Here is a 26,427-nt window from a genome sequence, read left to right as displayed (position 1 = left end):
TATTCTCACCGCTGGATGTACCAATAAATGCGGCTTCGGACCGGACTCACAGGAATCTCTACTTTCGACCCACAAATGCCGGAACAAACCTCACCCGCTGGGGGTTTACCACCGATCAAGAAGGCAACCTTTTCCAATCGCGTCGTTCCATCAGGCTTGTCAACGGCTATTTCGACAATGCCACCGACGGGAGACGGCGCAAGCCCACCGCCTGCAAACACGCTGTAGCGGTTGGCATTGGTGTCGGGCGGGTCGATCTCAAGCACCGTACCATCAGCGTACGTAACAATCACAGTACCATCAGCATTGGTCCCAACCGTCGTTCCGGCTGGGTAGTTCGCAGTTGTTCCATCCGCAAAACGAACAAAGACCAAGCCATTCGGGTCCGTCACTATCACCGTTCCGTCGGGATTGGTCACAACCGTCGTTCCAGCTTGGTATGTTGCGGTTGTTCCATCGGGAAAGGTAACAAACAAGGTTCCATCGTCGTTAACCTCAACGATCGCATCGGGTTTGTAGGTATCACGACTGGAGGAATTTCTGAAATTAACGGCATAGCCACGGGCCAAACCAAGGTTGGCACGGCAAGTCATTGGCACGCTCGGGGTATGTGTGCTGAAGTAAGCAACCCCCGCTATTACCACAGCCGATGTCACCACTTGTTCCTTATCATGCACACCACTGCCAAAAGCCAGATACCAGCCTTTGTTCGTTGGCTTGTCGAGTTCTGCCAGTTGTGCCTTGGTAGGCTCCAGGCTCGGGTCAATCTCAACCAGCGCCTTGGCACCGGTGCTGGTCGTTGTGCTTGTCGTTATCAACGTTGGACTGATGACAGAGGCAACGTCCTTGATCATAAAAAAGGCGTTGTCCACCAGCGTGGCGTTGTTAGCCATCAATGGGCGCTCGCGGTTGCCTGACCCGACCAACACGGCGTTGTATTCAGCAGTCAAAATCACCTCTGGTGCCTGAAGAAATTTACGGTCGCACGACGCAGTCGTGGTGCAACCAAGCGCGGCGATTCTGGTCATGGACCAGTCTGAGGGTTCTCCCTTCCCGATGCTGATGCGGTAGATGTTGGCGCCGGTATCAACCGCATAAGCAATGTCTGCCATGCCATCGCCATCAGTGTCGCGCACTGTGATACTGGCTGGCACGCTGCGCTCGGTATTGAATGTTCGCACCAGTTCACCAGTATCGGCATTCAGCACATAAATGCGGTTACCTTTGGGCGATGTGCAGGTCGTATTCGGCGCCGCATCATTGTCTTCACAAGTGTCATAACCACCCCCCATGATGATCACAGGTGATTTGGTCGCATCGGCAAGCGACGGATAACCTGCCACCTTGACAACCTTGGGTTCTGACCAAGTTTGACCGATGTCAGCAAAACCAGTGGAGTTTTCGTCACGCTTCCACTTCAAAACTGGAGTTGCAGGTGTGCTCACATCAAAGGCATAAACACTGCGCCCGCCACGCCGCATGGTGGGATAAATCCACTTGGTGGTGCCGCTACTGTATGCACCTATCGGTCCGTCGAAAAAATAATCTTTGGCAGTAGGCGTGGGTGTGATCTCGGCAGACACACCAGGGAAATTGACAATCGGAGTGTTGGTTTTAAGGCGATTGAATTTGCCGAAGTGCTCAGGTGCCACAAAAGACCATAACTCGTTTCCGGCAGTGTCGGCTTTGTTACCGTTGATTGCGCGGAGCATACCATCGTTGCCACCATAAAACACAACTACTCCGATATCGCCACCATAGTCGACTGCCAGGGGGCGCGAGTGCACCACGTCGCCGTGCACAGAGGGCCGCATATTGGCAGCGGTTTGACCAGTCCTCTCGGGGGTTATGCTGCTATCAGCGCCTCGTGCCCAAGCCACTACGTCGGCGCTTAAACCAGAATTTGTTGCTGTAAATTCGGGCAATGCAGCATTGAGGGCGCAACCATTGCAAGTCAACACCTTACGCGACGCCGGTGAAAGCGCGCGCAGCTTTTGTGCCGCCCCACCCTTTTCAACGATCTCACCGTCCGGCGAATTGGACCTGACATCCGAACCCAGGCAATTCCCCAGATAACCATCTGGCCAATAGGTGTCAGCACTACTCCAGAAGCTCTCCGCACACGGCGTAATGAAGCCGGTCAGCGGGCTGACCACTGGGCTGCCGTTCTTGTCTCCAGTCTTAAGCCCTACGATGTTGCCGGCAGCATCAACGTCTGCCACAAATTGGTACTGCTTTAGATTTCCGAACCACCTGGGTTCCTGCTCTGGTCGGAACATGCCGATGAATATCTGGTTCACATAGGTGCCCTGCGCATTCACACTGACCGGTAAAGTGGCGGAGGCAAAAGCGCTGTTGACAGACTGGATTTCACTCAGAATGGTATTCATCGCCTCAAGAATTTCTTGCCCACCATCACTGTCCGAATTCGCTGCGAAATATTTCCCCTGACCAACATCTGCGGCGCTTTTAAGCAAGGCGGTCCAACCTAGTCCTTGACTAGACGTACCCGGATTGACATCAATGGTGTAAGTAATGACTCCTTGGTCAACATTCAGAAAGCGAGCCCATTCATCGATAACATTCCCCTGCGACCCGTTGGGGGTCAGTGGGATCGTCGCAGTACTGCCGCCAGCCTCTTGCAACAGGGCACGGGACGAACCAATCACGGCCGTGTTATCTTGGGAAGGGCCATTGCTTAGGTAAATGATATAGGTCTTATTACAGCCCGTGGACGGAGGAGCGTTATAAGGCGATCCGTTAAATGAGGATAGGGCATTGCCCGGCAGAGCATAGACCTCTCGTGATTGTGCGGTTGTCCCAGTGTAGGAATTGCCCGTGTAATCCGATTTTGCCTTCCCATTTCCAGCGACAGGAATGCCACCAGTTAAATAGCGATGCGCCTCGGCCATGACAAGGCTTGAACTACCCCCATTACCCTTGTCGTTATTTGAATCGATGCTATTTAGAAACGCCCCATAAATCGACTTATTTTCGGTAGTCATCTGGCGTATGGCTGCACGGACGTAGCCACCATCAACGTTGTTGTTTGGTGAACCTGTCTCAGCAGCAAACATTACACCTACCCGAAATTTCGCTTCGCCACCAGGCCCTGTCGGCAAAGCATTAAAGGTGTTAATTAATGCAGCTTTTTCGTTACCAAATGGTTGCGGATAATTGCCGCTGCCCCAGTTTGCAGTGTTATCTACTATTATGAGGACGTTAGGAAGATCAGCGCTATTGGGTGTACCGACAAAGAGGTCAATATCCTCTGCGTTCGCACTCGCCTGCACCAATAGCAAAGCCGTTACAGCCGCCAGTCTAAAGATCTTATTCATCATTAAATACACTCCTTGCCGCGTTGGCGACGACATCAGGTTTCAATTCGTTCAATCGCAACTGCTCGCAGCAGTTACATTCACTCTTCTTCCAATACCTTGCCGCAAGGTTGCAACGGCGCCCGTCGTAGCGGCTGCCCCGGTTGGGCTCACGGTTGCCTCAATCTCCCAAACGGTGTCAAAGCACATTGGCGTCGGGTTTTCCCCGCCAACGACGCAGGTGTCGTAGTCGTGATCCGTGTTAGGCAGCAGGGTGATGCCAATGGATTTAATACATACGGGAGTTTCCACTTTAACGGTATAAACGGCTCCGCCGATAGTGACGGTTTCGGTACTCTCAACAGGCGATAGCATGAAGTCGGTGCTGACAACACGCTCAATGGCAACATTGGCAGCGGCAATGGCTTCGTCCCGGTATTGCATATTGCCAACCGCCTTGAGGTTGGTGCCGCTTAGCATGAAGGCAGACACCATCATCAACGTGATGAGCACCAGCATGATGAGGCCGACGATCAGGGTTGCGCCGCGTTGCCGCCGCAGACTGTTCATGTGATTCATTACGGCCGCTCCCTGCGACTTGATGGATTGACGAGTCGGACGGTGGTCGAATAGACATGCCGCTTGACGCCATCACCCGGATCGGGAATTGCTGTTGTTGCACCGAGCTGATATGACTTGTTGGTCGTGTAACCGGGCGAGGTCTCAAGGTTTCGCGCGAGAACGTGAATCTTTACAGCGACAGTGTTGGCAGCAAAATTACAGGCAGTGCCTACGTCAGCACATGGAACTACCGCTGTACCAGCCATCAGACTCGTTGTTTTAAATTCGTCCGCGCTACCGTCGCCGTTGTTATCGATGCCATATTCAACGCGGAATGCCTCGATGCCCTCAACCATTGGCTGTGTTTGATAGGTTCCATTTTTCAACTCAACCCGCATCAGCCTATTGTCTGAGACGTAATAGATATTAGAGATAAGTTTTCGTCGAGCGGCAATCGCTGTGCAATCCTTGTCACGCAACGGGAATGAGGCAGAGTCGATCACGTACGCCTCTTCTGACGGTGTGGTAGAGCAGTTGGATACTTGTATATGCGGTCCGGTGTCTGTCCCCCCATCACAGACAGTAGAACCGACTTCACAGGTGTCGGCATGGCGCACCACCAGCACATCACTATTCACTTGCACACCAGTAAACGCAGGACAATTAGCGGTGATAGTGCTACTGTTAAAACCAAAAACAGGAATACCTAGGATGTTCGCGTCATTCCAAGATATAGGACAGGGAGCGGGCATAGCGGATGGTGTTGCTGGTCTCAACGGACCCCAAAAACCGGCATGTATAAGGTCATTTTGCAGTAACTGAATGGCAAAGCGGCCATTTTCAATTTGCCGATTGGTCTTGGTCATTTCACTGTTATTGCGGTTGACATTGATCAGCAGGGTGATCAGCGCCAGCACAATGAGCAAGCCGATGGCCATGGACACCATCAATTCGACCAGTGTGAAGCCAGCTTGTGGCCTGCGACGGATTTGCATGTTCATGACACTATCGTAATCCGCACCAGGGTCGTCACAGTGCGTCGGCATAAATCACCAACGCACGAGGACCCCGAAGTGTTGTAACTGTTCAAACCGCAGGCGACTGAGGTTGGCGGCGCCGAGATGGGTGTCAGGCCCTGCCAGGCAACGGTAATGAAGTACTCGCCGTTACCAAGGTCTTCCACGCACCCGCGGCCGCCGATCATGGCGCCAACACTGGTGCCCCCCGTGCCACCAAGGATTTCGCCAGCGCCCTGTAGCGCGTTGCACCATTCTCTCAAGTCAGTCTGCACCATCGTAGAAGTCGCTGTAGGACAGGTCATTCCTGCACCCAGCGGACTATCCACGCCGGCGCCAACAGCATAGGCCGCGGCGCTGCCACGATTCGTCGCAATGCGATTCGCCATGTCATTGAGCAGCATCAATGCCTGGCTTCTCTGATACGACTCCATTTCAGACGTTTGCAGGCGGGCTTGCAGACCAGCCAAACCGAGCAAACCAAAAGAGACAATGACCAGCGTAACCAGCACCTCGATCATTGATGAGCCGCGCTGTCGGCGCAGCGTTGTGGTGGGCAGCGGCGCTACCATTTTTCAATCGGGGTTTTCTCCCCTTCGCTGTTGAGTTCCAAGATAACATCGGCAGCCTGCGTGCCAATGGGCGTAAAAGTGATCGTGAATGAGGGTACCGTGTCGGTGCCCACCGTAATGGTGTAGCTGTATTTTGCTTCGACTGACGTGGGTGGGGCATAGCCGCTAGCGACTAAATCGGCTTTGGACGCGTAAGCCCGATTGGCCAAAAGAAACTGTTGCTGCCGGTTGGCAATGTCCATCATCTGCGCCTGCGCGGCCGATCGGTTGGCCCGGATGATGTATTGCGTGTACGACGGAAATGCCACCGCCGCAAGAATGCCGATTACCGCCACGGTAATCATGAGCTCGATCAGGGTAAAGCCACGGTGTTTGGTGATGTTCATAGGGTTTTCTGCTTTGGGTTTGATTTTGCGTGCTGATCTTATCGCCCTGTCCGTTTTGCCGACAAGTGGCATAGGGCATCGGACAGGCGGTACAAACATTTCGTCTTATTTGCACACGAATGGCCTCTGACCTCGCGCCTGTTCAGATGGTTATCGGCAGTTTCGTATCCTGTGCCGCTTCTAAATCTCCGTGTACCCGGCCTCCCGTTGGTGACGAATGCGTGCAACAAGAACCAGATCGGCGGCATCGTCAAATTGGTAGCGTGCCAAATAGCCGCTGCGACTGCGCGAAATGATGAGCTCCCGCAGACCACCCTCGACGGGCCTGCCAATACCTGGCTGGTGCGTTAAAACCTGCAAGGCATCCAGAATGAAATCCAACAACTCGTCCGCCATTGAATCATCTGAGTTGGCCAGAAACTCCTCCAACCGCAGCAGGTCGCTGAACGCCGCATCGCTCAAAAACACGCGTGGCATAAATCAACCCAGACTAGATGGATGCAGGTCTGGTGGCTTGGGTTGCCGCCCTTTTCGATAACTGGATAGCTCTGAAAAATGCGCCCTGACATCATCCAGTTCGTAGCCCACGCCACTGGTTTTCATGTCGCGCAGCGCAGCCATTGAGTCCTGCGCAAATGCCTCACGCAGACGCGTGCGTTGAACCGAATCGGCCAGGGCCTGAATCATGAACGCGTGCAGGCTCAGGCCAGCACTGTGTGCAACGTCCTCCAGTTGCTCCTTGAGTGCTGCTGGCAGTTTCAAACTCGTTGGTTTATTAACGACGCTGGCTTTCGGCATTTATTGCTCCAATTCGAAAGGTAGTCAGATTTAACTACCCTGGAAATTTAACACAGATAATGTGGTGACTTGGCAGCGTTTGACGAAGGTCAACCTACCATCCCCGCAAGCGACCAGCTGCGCAACCGCATTAGCTTGGCGTGTCCCTCAAACGCGTCAAATACAGCCAGAATTCGGGATTCTGACGGTAAGTGTCCGTGCCGTCTGAGGGCAAATACAAGCGTTCCAAGCGGGATCACGTCCCCTATGACGGCTGGGCCAAGACTGGGCACATTGAAGCCACCGAAGGCAACGTGATCGACTATGAGGTGATCCGCGCCCGGATCAACGAGCTTAGCGAAAAATACCAAATCAAAGAGATCGCCATTGATAGGTGGAATGCCACCCAACTGGCCACCCAGCTATCGGGTGACGGTTTCTCAATTGTGGCCTTTGGGCAGGGTTACGCCTCCATGAGCGTGCCGACAAAAGAGCTTGAGAAACTTGTCCTGGGCAAGCAACTCAACCACGGCAAACGCTCAGCCGGTAGAGGTTTACAGCAATGGCGAATTTTCATTTAATTAACATCGAAAGAGGGCTTAAGCCGTGCCTGCCGGGGCCACGAAAGTGGATAAGCGGGACGTGGGTTAGTCGGTTAGTGCCACGTCTGACAAATAACACCGACTGCCAGCGGCAAGACTTTGCGGCCGGTACACAAAAGCGGAGTGATTCTGTGATGGGCTGGCGTGCAGCGTCCCCCTTGCGTGGCTGGCACCTATTTTTGAGGCTGGTGCAAGGCATTCAACGATAAATAAATTGGTGTCTAAGAAATAAATAGACACCGCCATTGTTCGCCATCGAATTAGACGCTTATTAGACACCAGACAAAAAAAGCACCTAACAAAACTGCTAAGTGCTTGATTTATCTACCAAATTTGGTAGGCGCGATTGGACTCGAACCAACGACCCCCACCATGTCAAGGTGGTGCTCTAACCAGCTGAGCTACGCGCCTAAGGGTCTCGAAAAGAGAACGAGAGTATAGCTGCAATATCGCGCCGTTCTGCAGACGCAAGATCGAATAATCAAGGGCAACGCTTGCGCCATAATTGACGCTTACGTTAACGTCAATTATTTTTGGAGAAACACATGGAGATTGCAGGCAAAGTATTCATCGTGACCGGCGGCGCATCTGGCTTGGGCGAAGGCACGGCGCGCATGCTCGCCGGCAAGGGTGCCAAGGTAGTCATTGCCGACATGCAGGAGGACAAAGGTGCGGCAGTGGCCCAGGCCATTGGCGGCACGTTTGTCAAGTGCGATGTCAGTAGCGAATCTGATGCGCAAGCCGTGGTGACCTGCGCCACTGGCCTGGGTAAATTGATGGGGCTGGTGAACTGCGCCGGCATTGCGCCAGCCGAGAAAACCGTTGGCAAAACCGGCCCGCACGCCCTGTCCCTGTTCAGCAAATGCATCAGCGTCAACCTGATCGGCAGCTTCAACATGATCCGTCTGTGCGCGCACGCCATGAGCAAAAATACGCCGGAGTCCACGGGCGAGCGCGGCGTGCTGATCTCCACCGCCTCGGTGGCCGCCTTTGACGGCCAGATCGGTCAGGCCGCCTACAGCGCCTCCAAAGGCGGCATCGTCGGCATGACGCTGCCCATTGCGCGCGACCTGGCGCGCAATGGCATCCGCAACATGACGATAGCGCCCGGCATTTTTGGCACGCCCATGCTGTTCAGCTTTCCGCAGGAAGTGCAGGACGCGCTGGCTGCCAGTGTGCCGTTTCCCTCGCGCCTGGGCACGCCGCAGGACTACGCCAAGCTGGCGGTGCACATTTTCGAGAACGACATGCTCAACGGCGAGGTGATCCGGCTCGACGGCGCCATTCGCCTGGCACCGCGCTGACGCACTACCGGGCTGCACCAGGCTGGGCAGCTTGGTTTCTACAATCCGGCCATGTCCATCCCCCAGACCTTTGTTCAGGAATTGCTCGCCCGCGCCGACGTGGTGGAGATCGTGGGGCGCTATGTGCCGCTTAAAAAAGGGGGCGCCAACTTCATGGGTCTGTGCCCATTTCACAGCGAAAAGTCGCCCTCTTTTTCAGTCAGCCCAAGCAAGCAGTTCTACCACTGCTTCGGCTGCGGCAAAAGCGGCAACGCCATTGGTTTCTTGATGGAGCACGCGGGCATGAGCTTTGTCGAGGCGGTGCAGGACCTGGCTCAGCAATTTGGCATGAAGGTGCCCGAAGACAATGCCAGCCCGCAAGATCGGGCGCGCGCTGCCGAGCAGCGGCAAAAGCAAAGCACACTCAACGAGGTGCTGGAAAAGGCCTGCCGGGCCTACCAAAAGCACCTGAAGATGTCCGAGCGCGCGGTAGCCTATTTCAAGGGGCGGGGGCTTTCCGGGCGGATCGCCAAGCAGTTCGGGCTTGGTTACGCGCCCGAAGGCTGGCGCAGCCTGGCCAGCGTGTTCCCCAATTACGACGACCCGCTGCTGGTGGAAAGTGGCCTGGTGATCCTGAGCGAAGAAGAAGGCCAGGAGGCCAAGCGCTACGACCGCTTTCGCGACCGTGTCATGTTCCCGATCCGCAACATCAAGGGCGAGTGCATTGGCTTTGGCGGGCGCGTGCTGGGTGACGACAAGCCCAAATACCTCAACTCGCCAGAAACGCCGGTGTACAGCAAGGGGCGCGAGCTCTACGGCCTGTTCGAGGCGCGCAACGCCTTGCGCGAGCACGGCTACGCGCTCGTTACCGAAGGCTATATGGATGTGGTGGCACTGGCGCAACTGGGCTTTCCCAACGCGGTGGCCGCGCTGGGCACGGCCTGCACCCCCGAGCATATGCACAAGCTGTTTCGCTTTACCGATTCGGTGGTGTTCAGCTTTGACGGCGACAGCGCCGGCCGGCGCGCGGCGCGCAAGGCGCTCGATGCCGCGCTGGTGCTGGCCACCGACGTGCGCTCAGTCAAGTTCTTGTTTTTGCCGCCCGAGCACGACCCTGACAGCTTCATTCGCGAACACGGCAAGGAGGCTTTTGCCCGCTACGTCAGCGAGGCCGTGCCCCTGAGCCGTTTTTTGATCGATGCCGCGCGCGACGGCTGCGACCTGCACAGCGCCGAGGGCCGCGCCCATTTGGCCAGCAACGCCCGGCCGCTTTGGGAGCTGCTGCCTGCGGGCGCGCTCAAGCAACAGCTGCTGGCAGAAATTGCCGATCTGGTGCAACTCAGCCCGCGCGAGCTCAACGACATCTGGCACCCTGGACTCGCCCGAGCCAAGGTCAAACGGGAGCGCGTTGATCCTTATCTCAATGAGGGCAGCGCCACCGGCGAATACAAAAGCTACCGCGGCAAAACGTCAAAAAGCCAGGCCGGCGCGCGGCTCTCGGGTAGCCGTCTGCCCGCCAGCCGCGCCGACCATGCCGCGCGCATCCTGCTTGACAACATGGCCGCGCTGGTATCGCTTTCGGCCGAAGACCACACCCTGCTGTGCGGCTTGCCAGCACCGCACGGCCCGCTTTTTTCATGGTTGGAGAGCCAGCTCCATGAGCACGGCCCCATGCCTTGGGCAGCCTTGCGCGAAGGACTGCGCGGGCATGAGAGTGAAGACTTCGCCTGCAAGCTCATGGCCGGCTACGAGCTTGGCGCAGACAGCGATGCCGACGAAGAACTCAACGAGCTGCGCCATTTGATCAACCGCATGCTGATCGAGCAACTCAAAGCTGAAGAAACAGGGGCGATCGAAGCCGCCAAAACCGACCCTGGTGCCCTTGATCGCTACCGCGAACTCCAGGCGCGACGCTTGCTGCTGGAGTCTGCCACCTGAATCCCCAACAGCTGTCGGGTTGATCGAAAAAGGTATAATCCGGCACTTTCTGACAAGCGCGACAGCAGCACCTCCGGGCCCGGCCAATTGATGACAAACTTTTCATCCGGCCAAACTACCGCAAGGACTGCATTCCAAATGTTCGCCCACCCAACTTGTCTGGCCTGGTTCACTCCTTGTCTTGCCCGACGCTGGCTGCAAAAGCGTTAGCCCATCCTGCCGTTACTGTTTTTGAGGTGCCATCATGCCTGCTACCAAGCCCAAAAAACCTGCTGCGTCCAAAGAGCAGACCAGCGTTGCCACGAAATCCGCCAAACCGGCCGTATCCACCGCCAAACCGAAAGCCGCCCCTGTGACCGTTTCCAAGAGCAAAGCCATCCCGGAAGACAAAAAAACTGCCGTCAAGGTGGTTGAACCCGTCGAAAAGAAAAAAACCACCAAAGCTGTCGAAGCTGCCAACTCCGCCAAGGCTGCGGTCAAGCGCAGCCCCAAAGCCAAAGCCGGCAAGGCTGGCAAAAAAGACGAAAACCATGATGTTGACATGAGCGACATAGAGGCTAACCTGGTGGGCGAGCCCGAGGTAGTGGAAGCCACGACCGAAAAGGTCAAGCCGCTGCGCATGAAGATCAGCAAGGCCAAAGAGCGCGCCTTGATGAAGGAATTTGGTCTCGACGAGACGGTATTGTCCGAAGACGACCTGAACAAGCGTCGCCTGAGTCTCAAGGCGCTGATCAAACTCGGCAAAACCCGCGGTTACCTGACCCATGGCGAGATTTCCGACCACCTGCCCGACAAGCTGGTTGACGCCGAAACCATGGAGGTGGTGGTATCCATGCTCAACGACATGGGTGTGGCCGTGTACGAACACACCCCTGATGCCGAGACCCTGCTGCTCAACCAGAACGGCCCCACCGCCGCCACCGAGGAAGAAGCCGAAGAAGAGGCCGAAGCCGCGCTGAGCACGGTGGACAGCGAATTTGGCCGCACCACCGACCCGGTGCGCATGTACATGCGCGAAATGGGCACGGTCGAGTTGCTCACGCGCGAGGGCGAAATCGAGATTGCCAAGCGCATTGAAGGCGGCCTGATGGCCATGATGGAGGCCATTTCGGCCTCGCCTGCCAGCATTGTCGAAATCCTGAAATTGGGCGAAGACATCCGCAGCGACAAAGTGGTGATCACCACCATCGTTGACGGCTTCACCAACCCCAACGAAGCCGATGACTATGTGGCCGAAGAAGACTTCGACGAATTTGATGCCGAAGACGACGACGATGGCAATGGCGGCTCCAAAGCGCTGACAAAAAAACTCGAAGAGCTTAAAAAAGAGGCCATGAGCCGCTTTGACCGCCTGCGCGAGTATCACGAAAAAATCCTCAAAACCCACGACAAGGAAGGCTACGGTACCCCCACCTACCTCAAAACGCAAAAGCTGCTGTCGGACGAATTGATGTCGATCCGCTTTACCGCCAAGACCATCGAAAAACTGTGCGACATGGTGCGCGGTCAGGTTGATGAAGTGCGCAAGAAGGAGCGCGAACTGCGCCGCATCATTGTCGATAAATGCGGCTACCCGCATGAGCACTTCATTGCCGAATTCAGCGGCCGCGACAAGCACCATCACAAAGTAGCCAGCCATTTGCTGGACTTGAAATGGATCGAAAAACAGGCAGCAGCAGGAAAACCCTGGAGTGCAGTGATGGGCCGCAACATTCCACCGGTGCAGGAGCTGCAACAGGGTCTGATGAACCTGCAAACCAAGGTGGTGGTGCCGCTGGACCAGCTCAAGGACATCAACAAGTACATGAATGAAGGTGAATATGCTTCGCGCGCCGCCAAGAAGGAAATGATCGAGGCCAACTTGCGTCTGGTCATCTCCATTGCCAAGAAGTACACCAACCGCGGCCTTCAGTTCCTCGACCTCATTCAAGAGGGCAATATCGGCCTGATGAAGGCCGTTGATAAATTCGAATACCGCCGCGGCTACAAATTCAGTACCTACGCCACCTGGTGGATTCGCCAGGCCATCACGCGCAGTATTGCCGACCAGGCGCGCACCATCCGGATTCCGGTGCACATGATCGAGACCATCAACAAGATGAACCGCTTCAGCCGCCAGCACCTGCAGGAGTTTGGTTTTGAGCCCGATGCCTCGGTGCTGGCCGAGCGCATGGAAATCCCTGAGGACAAGATCCGCAAGATCATGAAGATTGCCAAGGAGCCGATCTCCATGGAAACACCGATTGGCGACGACGACGACAGCCACCTGGGCGACTTCATCGAAGACGGCGCCAACACCGCCCCGATGGAAGCCGCCATGCAGGCCGGCCTGCGCGACGTGGTCAAAGACATTCTCGACAGCCTGACCCCGCGCGAAGCCAAGGTGCTGCGCATGCGGTTTGGTATCGAAATGACCAACGACCACACGCTCGAAGAGGTGGGCAAGCAGTTTGACGTGACGCGTGAGCGCATCCGCCAGATCGAGGCCAAGGCGCTGCGCAAACTCAAGCACCCCAGCCGCTCAGACAAGCTGCGCAGCTTCACCGACAACCTGTAAGCGCCGGGGAACGACGTGACACCCGTTCGCGTCAATCGTCGGGGGCTGCTACTGGGCGCCAGTGCTGGCACCACTGTGGCCGGGCTGACTTACTGGTGGCAGGCAAAGCACGCCAATGATGTCCCGCAGGGTTCGCCCTTGGCGGTTGATTTGCAAGACCTGCCCGCAGGCAAACTGCTCACGCTGAACTGGCAGGACAAGCCGGTCTGGGTGCTGCGCCGCTCTTCCGACGAAGTCGCTGCGCTGGCCGCTCACGAAGCACTGCTGCTTGACGCCGACTCACAACACTCGGTGCAGCCGCAAGCCTGCCGCAACCGGCACCGCTCGCTCAAGCCCGACATTTTTGTCGCTGTGGGCTTGTGCACGCATCTGGGCTGCACGCCCCAGTTGCGTGGTGCCGACGGCTTCACCTGCCCCTGCCATGCCTCGCATTACGACCTGGCCGGGCGCGTTTTCAAAGCGGGCCCGGCACCGGCCAACCTGGTGATTCCAGCACACCACTTTGCCTCGGAAAACCGTTTGGTGCTGGGCGCCAGCGCCTGAATGCCGCCACGACGCGTCGATCTTCTTGCCTTTGGTTTGCGGCAAGTCATACAATAAAAAACTTCTTCACACGATCAGCCGCCATTCCTACCCAAGCGAGGTGACCTCATGCACATGGCCGATGCCCTGCTCTCACCCGCGGTTGGCGCGTCGTTCTGGCTCGCTTCCGGCAGCGCCCTGGCGTGGTGCGTGCGCACCATGAAAACCAGCGACCGTGACGACCTGGTGCCGCTGATGGGCGTGCTCGGTGCCTTTGTCTTTGCTGTGCAGATGATCAACTTCACCATTCCTGGCACCGGTTCCAGCGGCCATCTGGGTGGCGGGTTGTTGTTGGCGATTCTGCTCGGCCCCCAGGCGGCATTCCTGGTGATTGCTTCGGTGTTGACGGTACAAGCCCTGTTTTTTGCCGACGGCGGCTTGCTGGCCCTGGGGGCCAACCTGTTCAACATCGGCCTGATCAGCTGCCTGGTGGTTTACCCACTGGTTTACCGGCCCTTGATGCGCGGTGCTGGCACCCTGCCCTCGAAACGGCGCATTGGCTGGGTCGCCCTGCTCAGCAGCGTGATCGCTGTGCAATTGGGCGCCTTGGGGGTGGTCATGCAAACCCATTGGTCGGGCATCAGCAGCCTGCCGGTGGCCGCGTTCATCTGGCTGATGCAGCCGATCCATCTGGCCATCGGCATCGGCGAAGGGTTGGCCACCGCCGCGCTCATCGTGTTTGTCCGGCAAGCGCGCCCTGACCTGCTGGCGGTTGGCGTACACCGGGCACCAGGTGCCGCCTCACCCGTGGTCATCGGCGTGGCTGCCGTCGCCCTGTTGACGGCGGCTGTGTTGTCATGGTTTGCGTCGAGCAAGCCGGATGGCCTGGAATGGGCCATCGCCCACACCATGGGGGTCACAAGCGTCGCCGCAGAGGCCCCCGCCTGGCCTGCTGTTGATGCAGGTGCGTCGCTGGCCGGTGTGGTCGGCGGCACCATCACCCTGTTCCTGGTGCTGGCCGTGGGCTACTGGTTCAAGCGCCACAAAAGTCCGCGCCAGTGAGCCTGATCAGCACCGCGCTGCGAGACTTCGAGTCGCTGGAGCGACTGGCAACCAAGCCCTCGGCGCTTTCCAGGCTCGACCCGCGCGCCAAGCTATTGGCCACGCTGGGCTTTATCGTCACGGTCGTGTCGTTTCCGCGCACCAGCGTGGCGGCGCTGCTGCCGCTGGCGCTGTTCCCGGTGCTGCTGGCGGCGCTGGGCAATTTGCCGTGGCGCATGATCGGGCGCGGTGTGCTGCTGGCTTCACCCTTTGCCGTGATGCTGGGCATGTTCAATCCGTTGCTCGATCAGCAAACCGTTTTGACCGTGGCCGGTGTCCCGGTGTCAAGCGGCTGGCTGTCGTTTGCGTCGATTTTGATCCGCTTTGCCTTGACGGTGTCGGCCGGATTGATTTTGGTGGCGGGCACCGGTTTTGCGCCGCTGTGTGCCGCGCTGGCGCGTTTGGGTGTGCCACAGGTCTTCACCACCCAGTTGCTGCTGTTGCACCGCTACGCTCTGGTGCTGGCAAATGAGGCCGCGCACATGAGCCTGGCGCGCGAATTGCGCGCCAACGGCCGGCCTATGCGGCTGGCAATCTATGGACCATTGTTGGGCCACTTGCTGCTGCGTGCCCTGCAGCGTGCCCAGCGTGTGCACCAGGCCATGCTGGCGCGCGGCTTTGACGGCCGCCTGCAGCGCACTGCGAGCGGGCATTGGCAGCGCCGCGACAGCTTTTTTCTGAGTGCCTGCCTGCTGGGCTTTGTGCTTGCACGCCAGCTTGATCTGGCGCATCTGCTGGGCGCAGGGGTGCTGGCGGTGGCGCGATGAATCAGCCCACCGCGCTGGCGGTGCAAGACTTGCACTACGCCTACCCTGATGGGCAAATGGCCTTGCGTGGCGTCAGTTTTGTCATTCAGCCCGGTGAAACGGTGGGCCTGATCGGCAGCAACGGCGCCGGCAAATCGACCTTGTTGCTGCATCTGAGCGGCCTGCTGCAGCCAAGCTCGGGGCAGGTTTGCGTCAATGGGCTGACCGTCAATGCCACAAACCTGCTGGCAGTGCGGCGCCAGGTCGGCCTGGTGTTTCAAGACCCTGACGACCAGCTGTTCATGCCCACAGTGCAAGAGGACGTGGCGTTCGGGCCGACCAACCTGGGCCTGCCAGCGCACGAAGTGCAAACCAGGGTGACCCAGGCGCTGGCCACGGTGGGCGCGAGCCACCTGTCCAGCCGGGCGCCCTACCGGCTCTCGGGCGGCGAGAAACGCATGGTCGCCATCGCCGGGGTGCTGACCATGGCGCCAAAGCTGCTGGTATTGGATGAACCCAGCGCCGCGCTCGACCCGGCAGCACGGCGCCGCTTGATCAACTTGCTGGCAGGCTGTGCCCTGACCCAACTCATCGCCAGCCATGACCTCGACCTGGTGCAAGACCTGTGCTCGCGCGTGCTGGTGATGCGCGAAGGCATCATCGAGGCCGACGGCGCACCCGAAGCCATCTTTGCCGATGCCGCGCTACTGGCGCACTGCCATCTGGAGCCACCGCTGAGCTTGCAGTGCCGCATCTGACTCAGGTTTTCGGTTTCAAGTGAACGTGGCTGTGCAGCGGCTCCTCTGCGGCATGCCCGTGCGGGTGGTCATGGCCATGCGTGTGCGCGCCACCCAGTTCCACCGCAACCACATTGAGCAAGCCGTGGCGCACACCGCGCTCGGCCATCATGGCATCAGAAAAAGCGCGCACCGCCGCTGTGGCGCCGCGCAGAATCACACTTTCCAGGCAGTTGTCGTGGTCCAGATGCGCGTGCAGTGTGGCCACGGTCAAGTCGTGCTGCCCATGCTGCAAGGCGGTCAGGCGCTCGGCCAGGTCGCGCTCGTGGTGGTTATACACATACGACAGGTTGGCCACGCAATGCCCGGTGGGGCTCTGCGCCATGCGCGCGGCCTCCAGATGCGAGCGCACCAGGTCGCGCACCGCCTCCGAGCGATTTTTGTAGCCACGCTGGGCAATCAGGCGGTCGAATTCCAGCGCCAGTGCGCTGTCTATGGAAATAGTGATGCGTTCCATGCTGCTCTCCAGATGTCGAAAAAATGAAGTTTTTGCTGGTTAGTTGGCCGGCTATCTACTAACCACCCCAGGGATTCATGCGAATCAAAAAATTCGGGTTAACCCTTGAATTCAAGTCCAAATCATGCCTTTTCAACTTGGCCCACAACTTGCAAAACCTGAGTGGATCGGGTCAATGCATCACCTGACTATACGAGGAGACAAGATGGGCAACATGAACGAAATTTTTGAGCTTGGGCGCGATGCCTTGCGCGGCATTGAAAACCGCCTGGGCATGTCGCGGCGCGACTACCTGCAGTTTTGCGCCACCCTGGCCGTCACCATGGGCTTGCCCAAAGGCGCCGATGCAGCCGTGGCCAAGGCCATCGAATCGGCCAAACGCCCCTCGGTGATCTGGTTGCATTTTCAGGAGTGCACCGGCTGCTCTGAGTCCTTGTTGCGCGCCGAGCACCCAACGCTTGAAAAACTCATTCTCGACGTGATCTCGCTCGACTACCACGAGACGCTCATGGCCGCTGCCGGCCACCAGGCCGAGGCCGCCCGCAAAGACGCCATGGCCGCCAACAAGGGCAAGTATGTGCTGGTGGTCGAGGGCGCGATTCCGGTCAAGGACAACGGCATTTACTGCAAAATTGGCGGCCACAACGCCATCGACATGCTCAAGGAATGCGCGGCCGATGCTGCCGCCGTGATTGCCATCGGCTCCTGCGCATCCTGGGGCGGCATGCCGAGTTCGGGCGGCAACCCCACCGGTGCGTCCAGCGTGGCCGATGTGCTGGGCAAACCGGTGGTGACCATTCCGGGTTGCCCACCCAACCCGTACAACTTTTTGGCCACCGTGGTGCACTTTCTGACCTTCGGCAAGCTGCCCGATGTGGACCATCTGGGGCGCCCCAAGTTCGCCTACTCGCGCCTGATCCATGAGCACTGCGAGCGCCGCGCGCACTTTGATGCCGGGCGCTTTGCCATGGAGTTCGGTGACGCCGGGCACCGCCAGGGCTACTGCCTGTACAAGCTCGGCTGCAAGGGCCCGGAAACCTATGGCAACTGCTCCACCCTGGGCTTTGGCGATGCCGGAGAAAACAACTGGCCGGTGGGTTGCGGCCATCCCTGCATTGGTTGCATTGAAAAAGACGTCGGCTTTACCAAACCCATTCATCAGGTGGCCACCGTCATCAACATCGTGCCGCCGCAGCAATACCCGCGTATCGTCGAAGAAAGCGGCAAGGGTGCCAGCTTTGCCTCGGCGGCCGCACTGGCTGCGCTGGCGGGGGCGGCGGCAGGTGCCGCTGTCATGCTGACGCGCAACCTGGGTCTGTCGCACCAGGCCGAAGAAGCCGAGCGCGCCAAGGCGGGTAGCCAGGCCACCGAGAAGAGCGAGGTCTGACCATGGCCTCCCGTCGTCACTTTCTCAAAGGCGCGCTGGCCGGGAGTGCGGCACTCGCCGGTGCCTCGTTGGCACCCGAGGCCTGCGCCCGTGAAACCCACACCCGCCCCGCAGACGGGCTGGGCCTGCTCTACGACGCCACCCTGTGCATTGGCTGCAAAGCCTGCGTGGCGGCCTGCAAGCAGGCCAACAACAACCCGCCCGAATTTTCCACCGAAGACAAACTGTGGGACACACCGCTCGACACCTCGGGCTACACCTTCAACATCATCAAGATGTACCGCAACGGCACCATGCAGACCAAGGACGCCGAGGTCGATGGCTTCGCCTTCATGAAGACCTCGTGCATGCACTGCGCCGACCCCTCCTGCGTGTCGGCCTGCCCGGTGTCGGCCATGATCAAGGACCCGGTGACGGGCATCGTGGCCTACGACCCCGACATTTGCGTCGGTTGCCGCTACTGCGTGGTGGCCTGTCCGTTTGGCATTCCCAAATACCAGTACGACTCGCCCACCGGCAAGATCGGCAAGTGCGAGCTGTGCCGCCATCGCCATGCCGACGGCGGCTATTCGGCCTGCGCCGAAGTCTGTCCGACCGGCGCCACGCTGTACGGCAAGACGGCTGATCTGCTGCTGGAGGCCAAGCGCCGCATTGCGCTGGAGCCCGGCAGCGTCACCAACTACCCGCGCGGGCGCATTGACGGCCCGGACCAAAGCTACGAAGGCAAGGTTGGCACTTACCTGGACCATGTGTATGGCGAGCACGAATACGGCGGCACCCAGGTGCTGAAACTGTCGGCGGTCAATTTTCAGAAGGTGGGTATGCCCGACCTGCCGCCCAAGTCATCGGCATCCACCTCCGAGACCATCCAGCATTCGCTCTACGGCGGACTGGTGCTGCCCGTGGTGGCACTGGGTGCCTTGAGCTTCATTGCCAAAAAGACGGTGCGTGACAAAGACGACACCGCCCGGGACGACAGCCAGGAGACCCAATCATGAGCACCCATCAACATGCAGCGCCCGCGCCCGTGGGCGGCAATTTGCTCAACGCCGTCACCGTGGTCTGTGGCGTGATCATCGCCATCATGGTCGCCATTTTGCTGGTGCGCTTTATTTTTGGCCTGGCCTCGGTCACCAACATCAACGACGGCTACTCCTGGGGCATCTGGGTGGTGATGGATGTCATGGTGGGCTCGGCGCTGGCCTGCGGCGGCTTCTCCATGGCGCTGTTGGTATATATCTTCAACAAGGGGCAATACCACCCGCTGGTGCGCCCCGCGCTGCTGGCCAGCCTGTTTGGTTACACCCTGGCCGGTGCCGGCATCTTTGTCGATCTGGGCCGCTGGTGGAACTTCTGGCACATCTTCTGGCCCGGTTACGCCAACCCCAACTCGGTGATGTTCGAGGTGGCAGTGTGCGTCACCGCCTACATCCTGGTGATGTGGATCGAGTTCTCGCCAGTGTTCCTGGAAAAGCTCGGCCTGCATGATGTCCGCAAAAAACTCAACAAATGGCTGTTCATTTTCATCGCACTGGGCGTGTTGCTGCCGATGATGCACCAGTCGTCGCTGGGCACCATGCTGGTGGTGATGGGCGACCAGGTCAACCCGCTGTGGCAAACCCCGTTTGTGCCGCTCATCTACCTGCTCACCGCCATCGTCATTGGCTACGGCGTGGTGCTGTTCGAGTCGTGCGTGGCGGCCGCGTCTTACCGGCGCAGCATCGAGGTGCATTTGCTCGACCCGTTGTCCAAAATCATGCTTGGCGTGCTGGCGCTTTACCTGGTGGTGCGCGTGCTTGACCTGAGCTTGCGCGGCGCCTGGGGCCATGCCTTTACCCCGAGCTGGGTGGCGATCTCATTCTGGGTCGAGAACCTGGCATTTGTGGCGCCCTTCCTGCTGATTGGCAGCACCGCCGCGCGACGCAACCCGGCCAACCTGTTTCTGGCCGGCATTGCCATCATGGTCGGCGGCATCCTGCTGCGCCTCAACGGTTTTCTGATCGGCTACGGCCACCACACCGGCACCGGCTGGAGCTACTTCCCGTCGCTCACCGAAATCATGGTCACGGTTGGCTTTTTTGCCATCGAGGTGCTGGGCTACATCATCATCACCCGGCGTTTTCCCGTCTTGCCGCGGGAAGAAGCGCACGCAAAACCCAGTCTGTTGTAAACGGCACCGGTTCAAGAATTATCCAGGAGACATCACATGGCACAACGTATCACCATCGACCCCATCACCCGCATTGAAGGCCACCTGCGCATTGACGTCGATATCAACAACGGCAAGGTCAACAAGGCCTGGTCGTCGGGCCAGATGTGGCGCGGCGTGGAGCTGATTCTGCTCGGGCGTGACCCGCGTGATGCCTGGGCCATCACCCAGCGCATTTGCGGCGTCTGCACCACAGTGCACGCCATCTGCTCGGTGCGTGCGGTGGAAAACGCGCTCGACCTCGAGATTCCGCTCAACGCGCAGTACATCCGCAACATCATCATGACGGCGCACTCGGTGCACGATGCCATTGTTCACTTCTACCATCTGTCGGCGCTCGACTGGGTGGATGTCACCTCGGCCCTCAAGGCCGACCCCGACAAGGCTGCCCTGCTGGGCGAGAGCCTGTCGAGCTGGAACCTCAACAGCAAGCACGAGATGCGCAAGGTGAGCGAACGCCTGAAACATTTTGTCAACGGCGGCCAGTTGGGCATTTTTACCAATGGCTACTGGGGTCACCCGGCCATGAAGCTCTCGCCCGAGGTCAACCTGATGGCCGTGGCGCACTATCTGCAGGCACTTGAAGTGCAGCGCAAGGCCAACAAGATCGTGTCGATTCTGGGCTCCAAAACGCCACACATCCAGAACGTGGCGGTTGGCGGTGTGGCCAACCCGCTGGCCACCGATTCACAGGCCGTGCTGACGGTGGAGCGGCTGATGGCCATCAAGAGCTACATCGACGATCTGGCCGACTTTGTCAAAAATGTGTACCTCGTCGATGTGGCTGCGGTGGGTGCGTTTTACCCCGAATGGACACAAATCGGCAAAGGCATCACCAACTACCTGTCGGTGCCCGACGTGCCACTCGACACCAAAGGCACGCAGTTTGCCTACCCCGGCGGCTACATCAAAGGGGGCGATCTGGCCACACGCAAACCCATCGCATCGTTCCAGGACGAGTACTGGCGCAAGGGCGTCGAAGAATCGGTCAAGCACTCCTGGTACGACTACAACAAGGAGGGTGCACTGCACCCCTTCAACGGTGAGACCACCCCCAACTACACCGACTTCAAGGACGATGCCAAATACTCGTGGATGAAGTCGCCCACCTTCTACGGCGAGGTGGCGCAGGTCGGCCCGCTGGCCCGGGTGCTCAACGGTTTGGCTGCCGGTCACGAGGCCACCACCAAATACGCCACGGCAACGCTTGAAACGGTATCGGCCCTGGCCAAGACCAAGATCGGCCTGGACGCCATGCACTCCACCATCGGCCGCCACGCGGCGCGCGCCATCAGCTGCTGCGTCAATGTCGATCTGCTCTCCGAGCAATGGACAGCCCTGCTCACCAACATGGGCAAAGGCGACATGGCCACTTTCAACAAGCCGGTGTTCCCCAAAAGCGAGGTCATGGGCGTGGGCTTTCACGAAGCGCCGCGCGGCGCGCTGTCGCACTGGGTCGTCATTGACAACGGCAAGATCAAAAACTACCAGTGCGTGGTGCCGTCCACCTGGAACGCCTGCCCGCGCAACGACAAGGACGAGCCCGGCCCCTATGAGGCCTCGCTGGTGGACACCCCGATTGCCGACCCCGAGAAGCCGTTGGAAGTGCTGCGCACCATCCACTCGTTCGACCCCTGCATCGCCTGCGCCATCCACCTCACCGACCCGAAAAGCGGCGCGGCGTTCTCGGTCAAGGCGGTTTAGTACTGCAGCTCAGAACTGGAGGAACAAAATGAAAATGATGGATTTTTCTGACTGGTTAGGCCAGAGGAGGCAACATAGCCGTAGCTATGGCAACGACGACCAACGACGCCAGGCGGAAAAAGACACGTTTTCATGTTCCTGCATTTCCAAGGTGGAGTACTAAGTGCGCGCTGTCGTCCTGGGCATCGGCAACACCATCCTCAGCGACGAGGCCGCCGGTGTGCGCGCCGTCGAGGCGCTGGAGCAGGCCTGGCACGTGCCCGACAACGTGCTGCTGATCGACGGCGGCACCTCGGGCATGGAGATGATCGAAGACCTCTCCAACCTCGATTTCTTGCTGGTGATTGACGTTGTCCTGACCGGCGCCGCACCGGGCACCCTGGTCAAAATCGCCGGTGACGAGATTCCGGTATTTTTCCGCGACAAGCTCTCGCCTCACCAGATCGGCCTGCCCGACGTGCTGGCCAGCCTGGAATTGCTCGATGCCATTCCGAAGGAAATCGTGGTGTTGGGCGTGGAGCCGATCTCACTCGAATTGGGCATGGAGATGACGCCCACCGTGGCCGCTGCCATTCCCGAGCTGGTGGACCGAGCCGTGGCCGAGCTGCGCGCGCGTGGCTATGTGCTGGCGCCGCTTGCGGCTCTGGCCGCCTGAGGCATCAAGAATCATGTGCCTGGCCGCGCCCTCTCTGGTGCTCGAAGTGGCTGACGGCATGGCGCTGACCGAATGTTTTGGCCAGACCCGCCGCGTCAGCCTGCTGCTGATGGCTGATGAGGTTCAGGCGGGCGACTACCTGCTGATTCAGGCCGGCGGTTTTGCCTTTGAGCGCATCGAACCCGAGCGCGCCCGGGAGTCGCTGGCGCTGATGCAGGAACTCATGACGCAGCCTGGCGATGCCCGCTTGTGGGGCACGACCGAAATAGGCCAAGCATGACGCCGCGGGTGCACACGCACAACCCTGAAGAAGCGGTGGCAGCCGCCTTTTTCCGTATTCAGCAAACCAGCATGGCCGGGGTGCCGATTCTGAATCCGGCGCTGTCGGTCGAGGCCATTGATTTCCAGCGCTGGCAAGGGCACTGGCTGGGCATGGTGGTCACGCCCTGGTGCATGAGCCTGACGCTGCTGCCCGGCCATGCGCAAGGCTGGGTGTCAGTGGGCGTGAACAAGCGCCGCTTCATCAAGTTTCCGGCAGGTGACTTTGCCTTTCTGGGCGGCCAGGAGGACGAGCTGGGCGAATACCAGAGCTGCTCGCTGTTTTCACCCATGAACAAATTTGGCAACCAGTTCGAGGCCGTGCAGACTGCGCGTGCCGCCCTGATCGGGCTGCTGACCGAGCCTGCAGTCAAAAAAGACAGCACCGCAGAACAAGTTGACAAAAAACCGGAAAAGAAAGTGCTTTCAAGGCGCGGCTTTTTGGCTTTTCGCAAATCGTAAACTTTACCCTTCAAAAAACAAACGATGCAAAACATGTCACCCATTGAAGAATTCAACGCCAAAGCCAACGAGGACACCGACCGCGAGCATGAAATGCAACTTGAGCTACTGCAAAAGCTCTGCCTGGCGCTTGACTCCGGGGCGATGGCCACCACAGTCCATCAGATTCTCAGCGATCTCATTGATTACAGCGAAGCGCATTTCATGTCCGAAGAACTGCTGATGCGCATGAAAAGCTACGACGACTATGAGGAACACCAAGGCAACCATAGCCACATCCTTGAAGTGTTGCGCGACATGGCGGCCCGGAATATCGCCGGCAAGGGCAGCCTGTTAAAGCAAAAAGCCCACGACGTAACTGGCTTTATCACTCAGCATATCGCCACCCGCGACAAGCGACTGGCAGACCATGTCCGTCTGGGGCTTTGAGGCCACTTGAGCATGCATGAAATGTCGCTGGCCGAAGGCGTGCTGCAGCTCATTGAAGACGCTGCGCGCCAGGACGCGTTCAAAAAGGTCAGCGCCGTCTGGCTCGAAATCGGCCAACTCTCGGGGGTCGAGCCGCAGGCCATGGCCTTTTGCTTTGATGCCGTCACGCGCGGCAGCGTGGCCGACGGCGCCAGGCTGGAGATCATTGCCACACCCGGCCAGGGCTGGTGCATGGCCTGCGCCAAAACCGTGCCCATGACCGAGGTGTTTGGTGAATGCCCAAGCTGCGGCGGCTACCAATTGCAGGTGACCGGCGGCACCGAAATGCGGGTCAAGGAGCTGGAAGTAACATAGACAAATTGCGAAAGTGACCGTCATTGCGAACGCAGCAATCCATGACCCCGGAAGTGATGGATCGCCACGCTTCGCTCGCGATGACGAAGTCTCTGTGCAAGGTCCGTGTGCGGTATCGGACCGGATACGGGGGGCTCGCAGTGACGACGTCCCTGTTCACAGTCCGTGTGCGGTATCGTGCCTGATTCGGCTGGCGCGCAATGACGCAATGGGTTGACAAAATGACAGGCTGTGGCAGGGCAAGCGTGCAAACGCTTTTCCCGCCGAATCGAAACGAGGAGAAATACGATGTGTGTGACCTGTGGTTGCGGTGAAGGTGAAGTCAAAATCGAAGGCGCGGCAGCGGCGCACGCGCACGAGCATGTGCACGCCGATGGCACGCGCCATTCCCATAAACACCCGCATGAGCATGGGCATGTCCACGATCACGATCACGATCACGAACCCGCGCATGACGCAGCCGCAGCGCATTCGCATGCGCCCGGCGTACCGCCCAGCCGCATGGTGCAGATCGAGCAGGACATTCTGGCCAAGAACAACGCCTACGCCCAAGCCAACCGGCAGACGCTTGCCGAGCGCGGCATTTTTGCGCTCAATCTGGTGTCGAGCCCGGGTTCGGGCAAAACCACGTTGCTGTGCAAAACCATCGAACTGCTGGGCACCTACCCGGTCGCGGTGATCGAGGGCGACCAACAAACCAGCCAGGACGCCGAGCGCATTCGCGCCAGCGGCGCGCAAGCCATCCAGATCAACACCGGCAAGGGCTGCCACCTGGATGCGCACATGGTGGGCCACGCCATGACACAACTCAAGCTGACCGATGACGCGCTGCTGCTGATCGAAAACGTGGGCAACCTGGTGTGCCCGGCCGCTTTTGACTTGGGCGAGGCGCACAAGGTGGTGATTTTGTCGGTAACCGAGGGCGAAGACAAACCCATCAAGTACCCCGACATGTTCCGCGCCGCCAGCCTGATGCTGCTCAACAAGATCGACCTGCTGCCGCATCTGCAGTACGACGTGGACGCTGCCATTGCTTACGCGCGCCGGGTCAATCCGCAGATCAGGGTGATCCAGCTCAGCGCCACCAGCGGCGAGGGTATGGGCGAGTGGCTGGCTTATCTGCGCACCAACATCGCCCAGACCCATGCGGCCAAATCACAAACCGTGGCCAGCCTGCAGGCCCAGATTGCCCAACTCAAGGCGCAGCTTGAAGCGCAAGCGCAGACCCATGCCCAGCCAAAACCCAACGCGGCGGTCTGATGGGGGCCGCCATATTTGCCAAAACTGCACAGTGAGCTGATGCTGGCGCTGGCCTTGCTTGCTCAGCCCGACGCTGTAGCCCGATGACGACACAGGGTTTGCCGTCAAGGCAGCTGCGCGTCACCGGCGTTGTGCAGGGCGTGGGTTTTCGGCCCTTTGTCTGGCACCTGGCCCAGCGGCTTGGCCTGCACGGCTGGGTGCGCAACGATGCCCAGGGCGTCGAAATCCTGGCCCAGGGCAGTCCGCCCGCTTTAGCCGAAATGCTGGTGCGCCTGCGCACTGAGGCGCCGCCGCTGGCGCGAATTGACAGCGTGCTGGCGCACGACCTGGTGGCAGAACCATTTGCGGCGTTCAGCATCATCGCCAGCCAGTCGGGCCAGGCCGCCACCGCCATTGGCCCCGACGTGGCGGTTTGCAATGACTGCCTGCTTGAGCTGTTCAGCCCATCCAACCGGCGCTATCGCCACGCCTTCATCACCTGCACCCATTGCGGCCCGCGCTTTACCATCACCCGCGCCCTGCCCTACGACCGCCCACAAACCAGCATGGCAGCGTTCCCGCTGTGCCCGGCCTGCAGCTTGGACTACACCGCGCCCGACAACCGGCGTTTTCATGCCGAGACCACCTGTTGCCCGCAATGCGGCCCGCGCTTGAAATTGTCTGGTGCCCAGGGCCAACTGCTGGCAGGCGACCCCATTGCGCGCACCCTGGCGCTGCTGCAAGCCGGCCAGATCGTTGCCATCAAAGGCCTGGGCGGTTTCCACCTGGCCTGCGATGCGCGCAACGCGCAGGCCGTGGCGCGACTGCGTCAGCGCAAAAACCGCGAGGCCAAACCTTTTGCCGTGATGCTGGCCAACACCGCCAGCGTGGCACCCTATGCGGAAATTGGTCATTGCGAACCGCAAGAGTCAAGCACGTCGCCGCGCACGAACCTTGCACCCGACATCGTCACTGCGAGCCCCCCGTACCTGGTCCGATACCGCACACGGACCTTGAACAGAGACTTCGTCATCGCGA

At 59.1% G+C, this 26,427-nt stretch carries 27 protein-coding genes and 1 tRNA gene; 19 read left to right on the top strand and 9 right to left on the bottom strand.

From position 1 onward, the window contains the following. Positions 1-5: 5 nt before the first annotated feature. From IBX54_RS01945 to IBX54_RS01915, 7 genes are all read right to left on the bottom strand, one after another. Positions 6-3,341, bottom strand: a complete 3,336-nt coding sequence (locus IBX54_RS01945; protein ID WP_296540971.1) for a PilC/PilY family type IV pilus protein — start codon at positions 3,339-3,341, stop codon at positions 6-8. A gap of 48 nt (positions 3,342-3,389) precedes the next feature. Next, a complete protein-coding gene (locus IBX54_RS01940) occupies positions 3,390-3,896 on the bottom strand; it encodes a hypothetical protein (protein ID WP_296540970.1) in 507 nt (168 codons plus the stop codon). Continuing rightward, entirely contained in the window at positions 3,896-4,879 is a 984-nt protein-coding gene (locus IBX54_RS01935; RefSeq protein WP_296540969.1) for a PilW family protein, read from the bottom strand. The genes IBX54_RS01940 and IBX54_RS01935 overlap by 1 nt, the downstream gene beginning before the upstream one ends. Continuing rightward, positions 4,876-5,466, bottom strand: a complete 591-nt coding sequence (pilV, locus tag IBX54_RS01930; RefSeq protein ID WP_296540968.1) for a type IV pilus modification protein PilV — start codon at positions 5,464-5,466, stop codon at positions 4,876-4,878. The genes IBX54_RS01935 and pilV overlap by 4 nt, the downstream gene beginning before the upstream one ends. Next, positions 5,460-5,852 (bottom strand): type IV pilin protein, encoded by a 393-nt coding sequence (locus IBX54_RS01925; RefSeq protein WP_296540967.1) that lies wholly within the window; start codon positions 5,850-5,852, stop codon positions 5,460-5,462. Before IBX54_RS01925 ends, pilV begins: the two co-directional genes overlap by 7 nt. 180 nt (positions 5,853-6,032) lie before the next feature. Beyond that, positions 6,033-6,329 carry a type II toxin-antitoxin system RelE/ParE family toxin gene (locus IBX54_RS01920; protein ID WP_296540966.1) on the bottom strand — a complete coding sequence of 99 codons (297 nt, stop codon included), beginning with the start codon at positions 6,327-6,329 and terminating at the stop codon, positions 6,033-6,035. A 3-nt stretch (positions 6,330-6,332) separates the two neighbouring features. Next, the gene (locus IBX54_RS01915; protein WP_296540965.1) at positions 6,333-6,650 is read right to left on the bottom strand and encodes a hypothetical protein; all 318 of its coding nucleotides are present in this window, start codon (positions 6,648-6,650) and stop codon (positions 6,333-6,335) included. 197 nt (positions 6,651-6,847) lie between these two features. Between IBX54_RS01915 and IBX54_RS01910 the strand changes: the two genes are divergently transcribed. Then, positions 6,848-7,210: a terminase TerL endonuclease subunit gene (locus tag IBX54_RS01910; protein WP_296540964.1), complete on the top strand. Its 363-nt coding sequence runs from the start codon at positions 6,848-6,850 to the stop codon at positions 7,208-7,210. A gap of 355 nt (positions 7,211-7,565) precedes the next feature. On the opposite strand, the gene IBX54_RS01905 is transcribed toward IBX54_RS01910, so the two are convergent. Further along, a tRNA-Val gene (locus tag IBX54_RS01905) sits at positions 7,566-7,642 on the bottom strand. A 134-nt stretch (positions 7,643-7,776) separates the two neighbouring features. On the opposite strand from IBX54_RS01905, the gene IBX54_RS01900 reads away from it, so the two are divergent. From IBX54_RS01900 to IBX54_RS01870, 7 genes are all read left to right on the top strand, one after another. Next, the gene (locus IBX54_RS01900; protein ID WP_296540963.1) at positions 7,777-8,535 is read left to right on the top strand and encodes a 3-hydroxyacyl-CoA dehydrogenase; all 759 of its coding nucleotides are present in this window, start codon (positions 7,777-7,779) and stop codon (positions 8,533-8,535) included. Positions 8,536-8,586: 51 nt separating this feature from the next. Continuing rightward, positions 8,587-10,452, top strand: coding sequence for a DNA primase (dnaG, locus tag IBX54_RS01895; protein WP_296540962.1), 1,866 nt, complete (start codon positions 8,587-8,589; stop codon positions 10,450-10,452). Positions 10,453-10,696: 244 nt separating this feature from the next. Beyond that, on the top strand, positions 10,697-13,009 hold the full coding sequence (rpoD, locus tag IBX54_RS01890; protein ID WP_296540961.1) for an RNA polymerase sigma factor RpoD: 2,313 nt from the start codon (positions 10,697-10,699) through the stop codon (positions 13,007-13,009). A 15-nt stretch (positions 13,010-13,024) separates the two neighbouring features. Further along, entirely contained in the window at positions 13,025-13,552 is a 528-nt protein-coding gene (gene petA, locus IBX54_RS01885) for a ubiquinol-cytochrome c reductase iron-sulfur subunit (protein ID WP_296540960.1), read from the top strand. 108 nt (positions 13,553-13,660) lie between these two features. Next, positions 13,661-14,593: an energy-coupling factor ABC transporter permease gene (locus IBX54_RS01880; protein WP_296540959.1), complete on the top strand. Its 933-nt coding sequence runs from the start codon at positions 13,661-13,663 to the stop codon at positions 14,591-14,593. Next, complete coding sequence (gene cbiQ / locus IBX54_RS01875; protein ID WP_296540958.1) at positions 14,590-15,399, top strand: cobalt ECF transporter T component CbiQ; 810 nt, start codon at positions 14,590-14,592, stop codon at positions 15,397-15,399. The genes IBX54_RS01880 and cbiQ overlap by 4 nt, the downstream gene beginning before the upstream one ends. Then, positions 15,396-16,136, top strand: coding sequence for an energy-coupling factor ABC transporter ATP-binding protein (locus tag IBX54_RS01870; protein WP_296540957.1), 741 nt, complete (start codon positions 15,396-15,398; stop codon positions 16,134-16,136). The genes cbiQ and IBX54_RS01870 overlap by 4 nt, the downstream gene beginning before the upstream one ends. A gap of 1 nt (position 16,137) precedes the next feature. Here IBX54_RS01870 and nikR read toward each other — a convergent pair whose 3' ends face one another. Continuing rightward, positions 16,138-16,632, bottom strand: a complete 495-nt coding sequence (gene nikR / locus IBX54_RS01865; RefSeq protein WP_296540956.1) for a nickel-responsive transcriptional regulator NikR — start codon at positions 16,630-16,632, stop codon at positions 16,138-16,140. Between the two features lie 214 nt (positions 16,633-16,846). Here nikR and IBX54_RS01860 point away from each other — a divergent pair, with 214 nt between their 5' ends. The 11 genes from IBX54_RS01860 to IBX54_RS01810 form a co-directional block, all read left to right on the top strand. Continuing rightward, positions 16,847-18,019 (top strand): hydrogenase small subunit, encoded by a 1,173-nt coding sequence (locus tag IBX54_RS01860; protein ID WP_296540955.1) that lies wholly within the window; start codon positions 16,847-16,849, stop codon positions 18,017-18,019. A 2-nt stretch (positions 18,020-18,021) separates the two neighbouring features. Continuing rightward, a complete protein-coding gene (gene hybA / locus IBX54_RS01855) occupies positions 18,022-19,017 on the top strand; it encodes a hydrogenase 2 operon protein HybA (protein ID WP_296540954.1) in 996 nt (331 codons plus the stop codon). Continuing rightward, on the top strand, positions 19,014-20,189 hold the full coding sequence (gene hybB / locus IBX54_RS01850; protein ID WP_296540953.1) for a Ni/Fe-hydrogenase cytochrome b subunit: 1,176 nt from the start codon (positions 19,014-19,016) through the stop codon (positions 20,187-20,189). Before hybA ends, hybB begins: the two co-directional genes overlap by 4 nt. A gap of 36 nt (positions 20,190-20,225) precedes the next feature. Beyond that, the gene (locus IBX54_RS01845) at positions 20,226-21,932 is read left to right on the top strand and encodes a nickel-dependent hydrogenase large subunit (protein ID WP_296540952.1); all 1,707 of its coding nucleotides are present in this window, start codon (positions 20,226-20,228) and stop codon (positions 21,930-21,932) included. A 163-nt stretch (positions 21,933-22,095) separates the two neighbouring features. Next, positions 22,096-22,587 (top strand): HyaD/HybD family hydrogenase maturation endopeptidase, encoded by a 492-nt coding sequence (locus IBX54_RS01840; protein ID WP_296540951.1) that lies wholly within the window; start codon positions 22,096-22,098, stop codon positions 22,585-22,587. A gap of 13 nt (positions 22,588-22,600) precedes the next feature. Continuing rightward, the gene (locus IBX54_RS01835; RefSeq protein WP_296540950.1) at positions 22,601-22,867 is read left to right on the top strand and encodes a HypC/HybG/HupF family hydrogenase formation chaperone; all 267 of its coding nucleotides are present in this window, start codon (positions 22,601-22,603) and stop codon (positions 22,865-22,867) included. Beyond that, positions 22,864-23,367 carry a [NiFe]-hydrogenase assembly chaperone HybE gene (gene hybE, locus IBX54_RS01830; protein ID WP_296540949.1) on the top strand — a complete coding sequence of 168 codons (504 nt, stop codon included), beginning with the start codon at positions 22,864-22,866 and terminating at the stop codon, positions 23,365-23,367. Before IBX54_RS01835 ends, hybE begins: the two co-directional genes overlap by 4 nt. Before the next feature lie 33 nt (positions 23,368-23,400). After that, positions 23,401-23,796: a hemerythrin family protein gene (locus IBX54_RS01825; protein WP_296540948.1), complete on the top strand. Its 396-nt coding sequence runs from the start codon at positions 23,401-23,403 to the stop codon at positions 23,794-23,796. Positions 23,797-23,808: 12 nt separating this feature from the next. Next, positions 23,809-24,150 carry a hydrogenase maturation nickel metallochaperone HypA gene (gene hypA / locus IBX54_RS01820; protein WP_296540978.1) on the top strand — a complete coding sequence of 114 codons (342 nt, stop codon included), beginning with the start codon at positions 23,809-23,811 and terminating at the stop codon, positions 24,148-24,150. A 288-nt stretch (positions 24,151-24,438) separates the two neighbouring features. Beyond that, complete coding sequence (gene hypB / locus IBX54_RS01815; RefSeq protein ID WP_296540947.1) at positions 24,439-25,410, top strand: hydrogenase nickel incorporation protein HypB; 972 nt, start codon at positions 24,439-24,441, stop codon at positions 25,408-25,410. Positions 25,411-25,493: 83 nt separating this feature from the next. Beyond that, a partial coding sequence (locus IBX54_RS01810; protein WP_296540946.1) for an acylphosphatase occupies positions 25,494-26,427 on the top strand: 934 nt, incomplete at its 3' end.

The sequence above is a fragment of the Rhodoferax sp. genome (genome assembly GCF_014859475.1).
GTDB lineage: Bacteria > Pseudomonadota > Gammaproteobacteria > Burkholderiales > Burkholderiaceae_C > Rhodoferax.
This window is presented reverse-complemented; position numbering and strand designations above follow the sequence as displayed.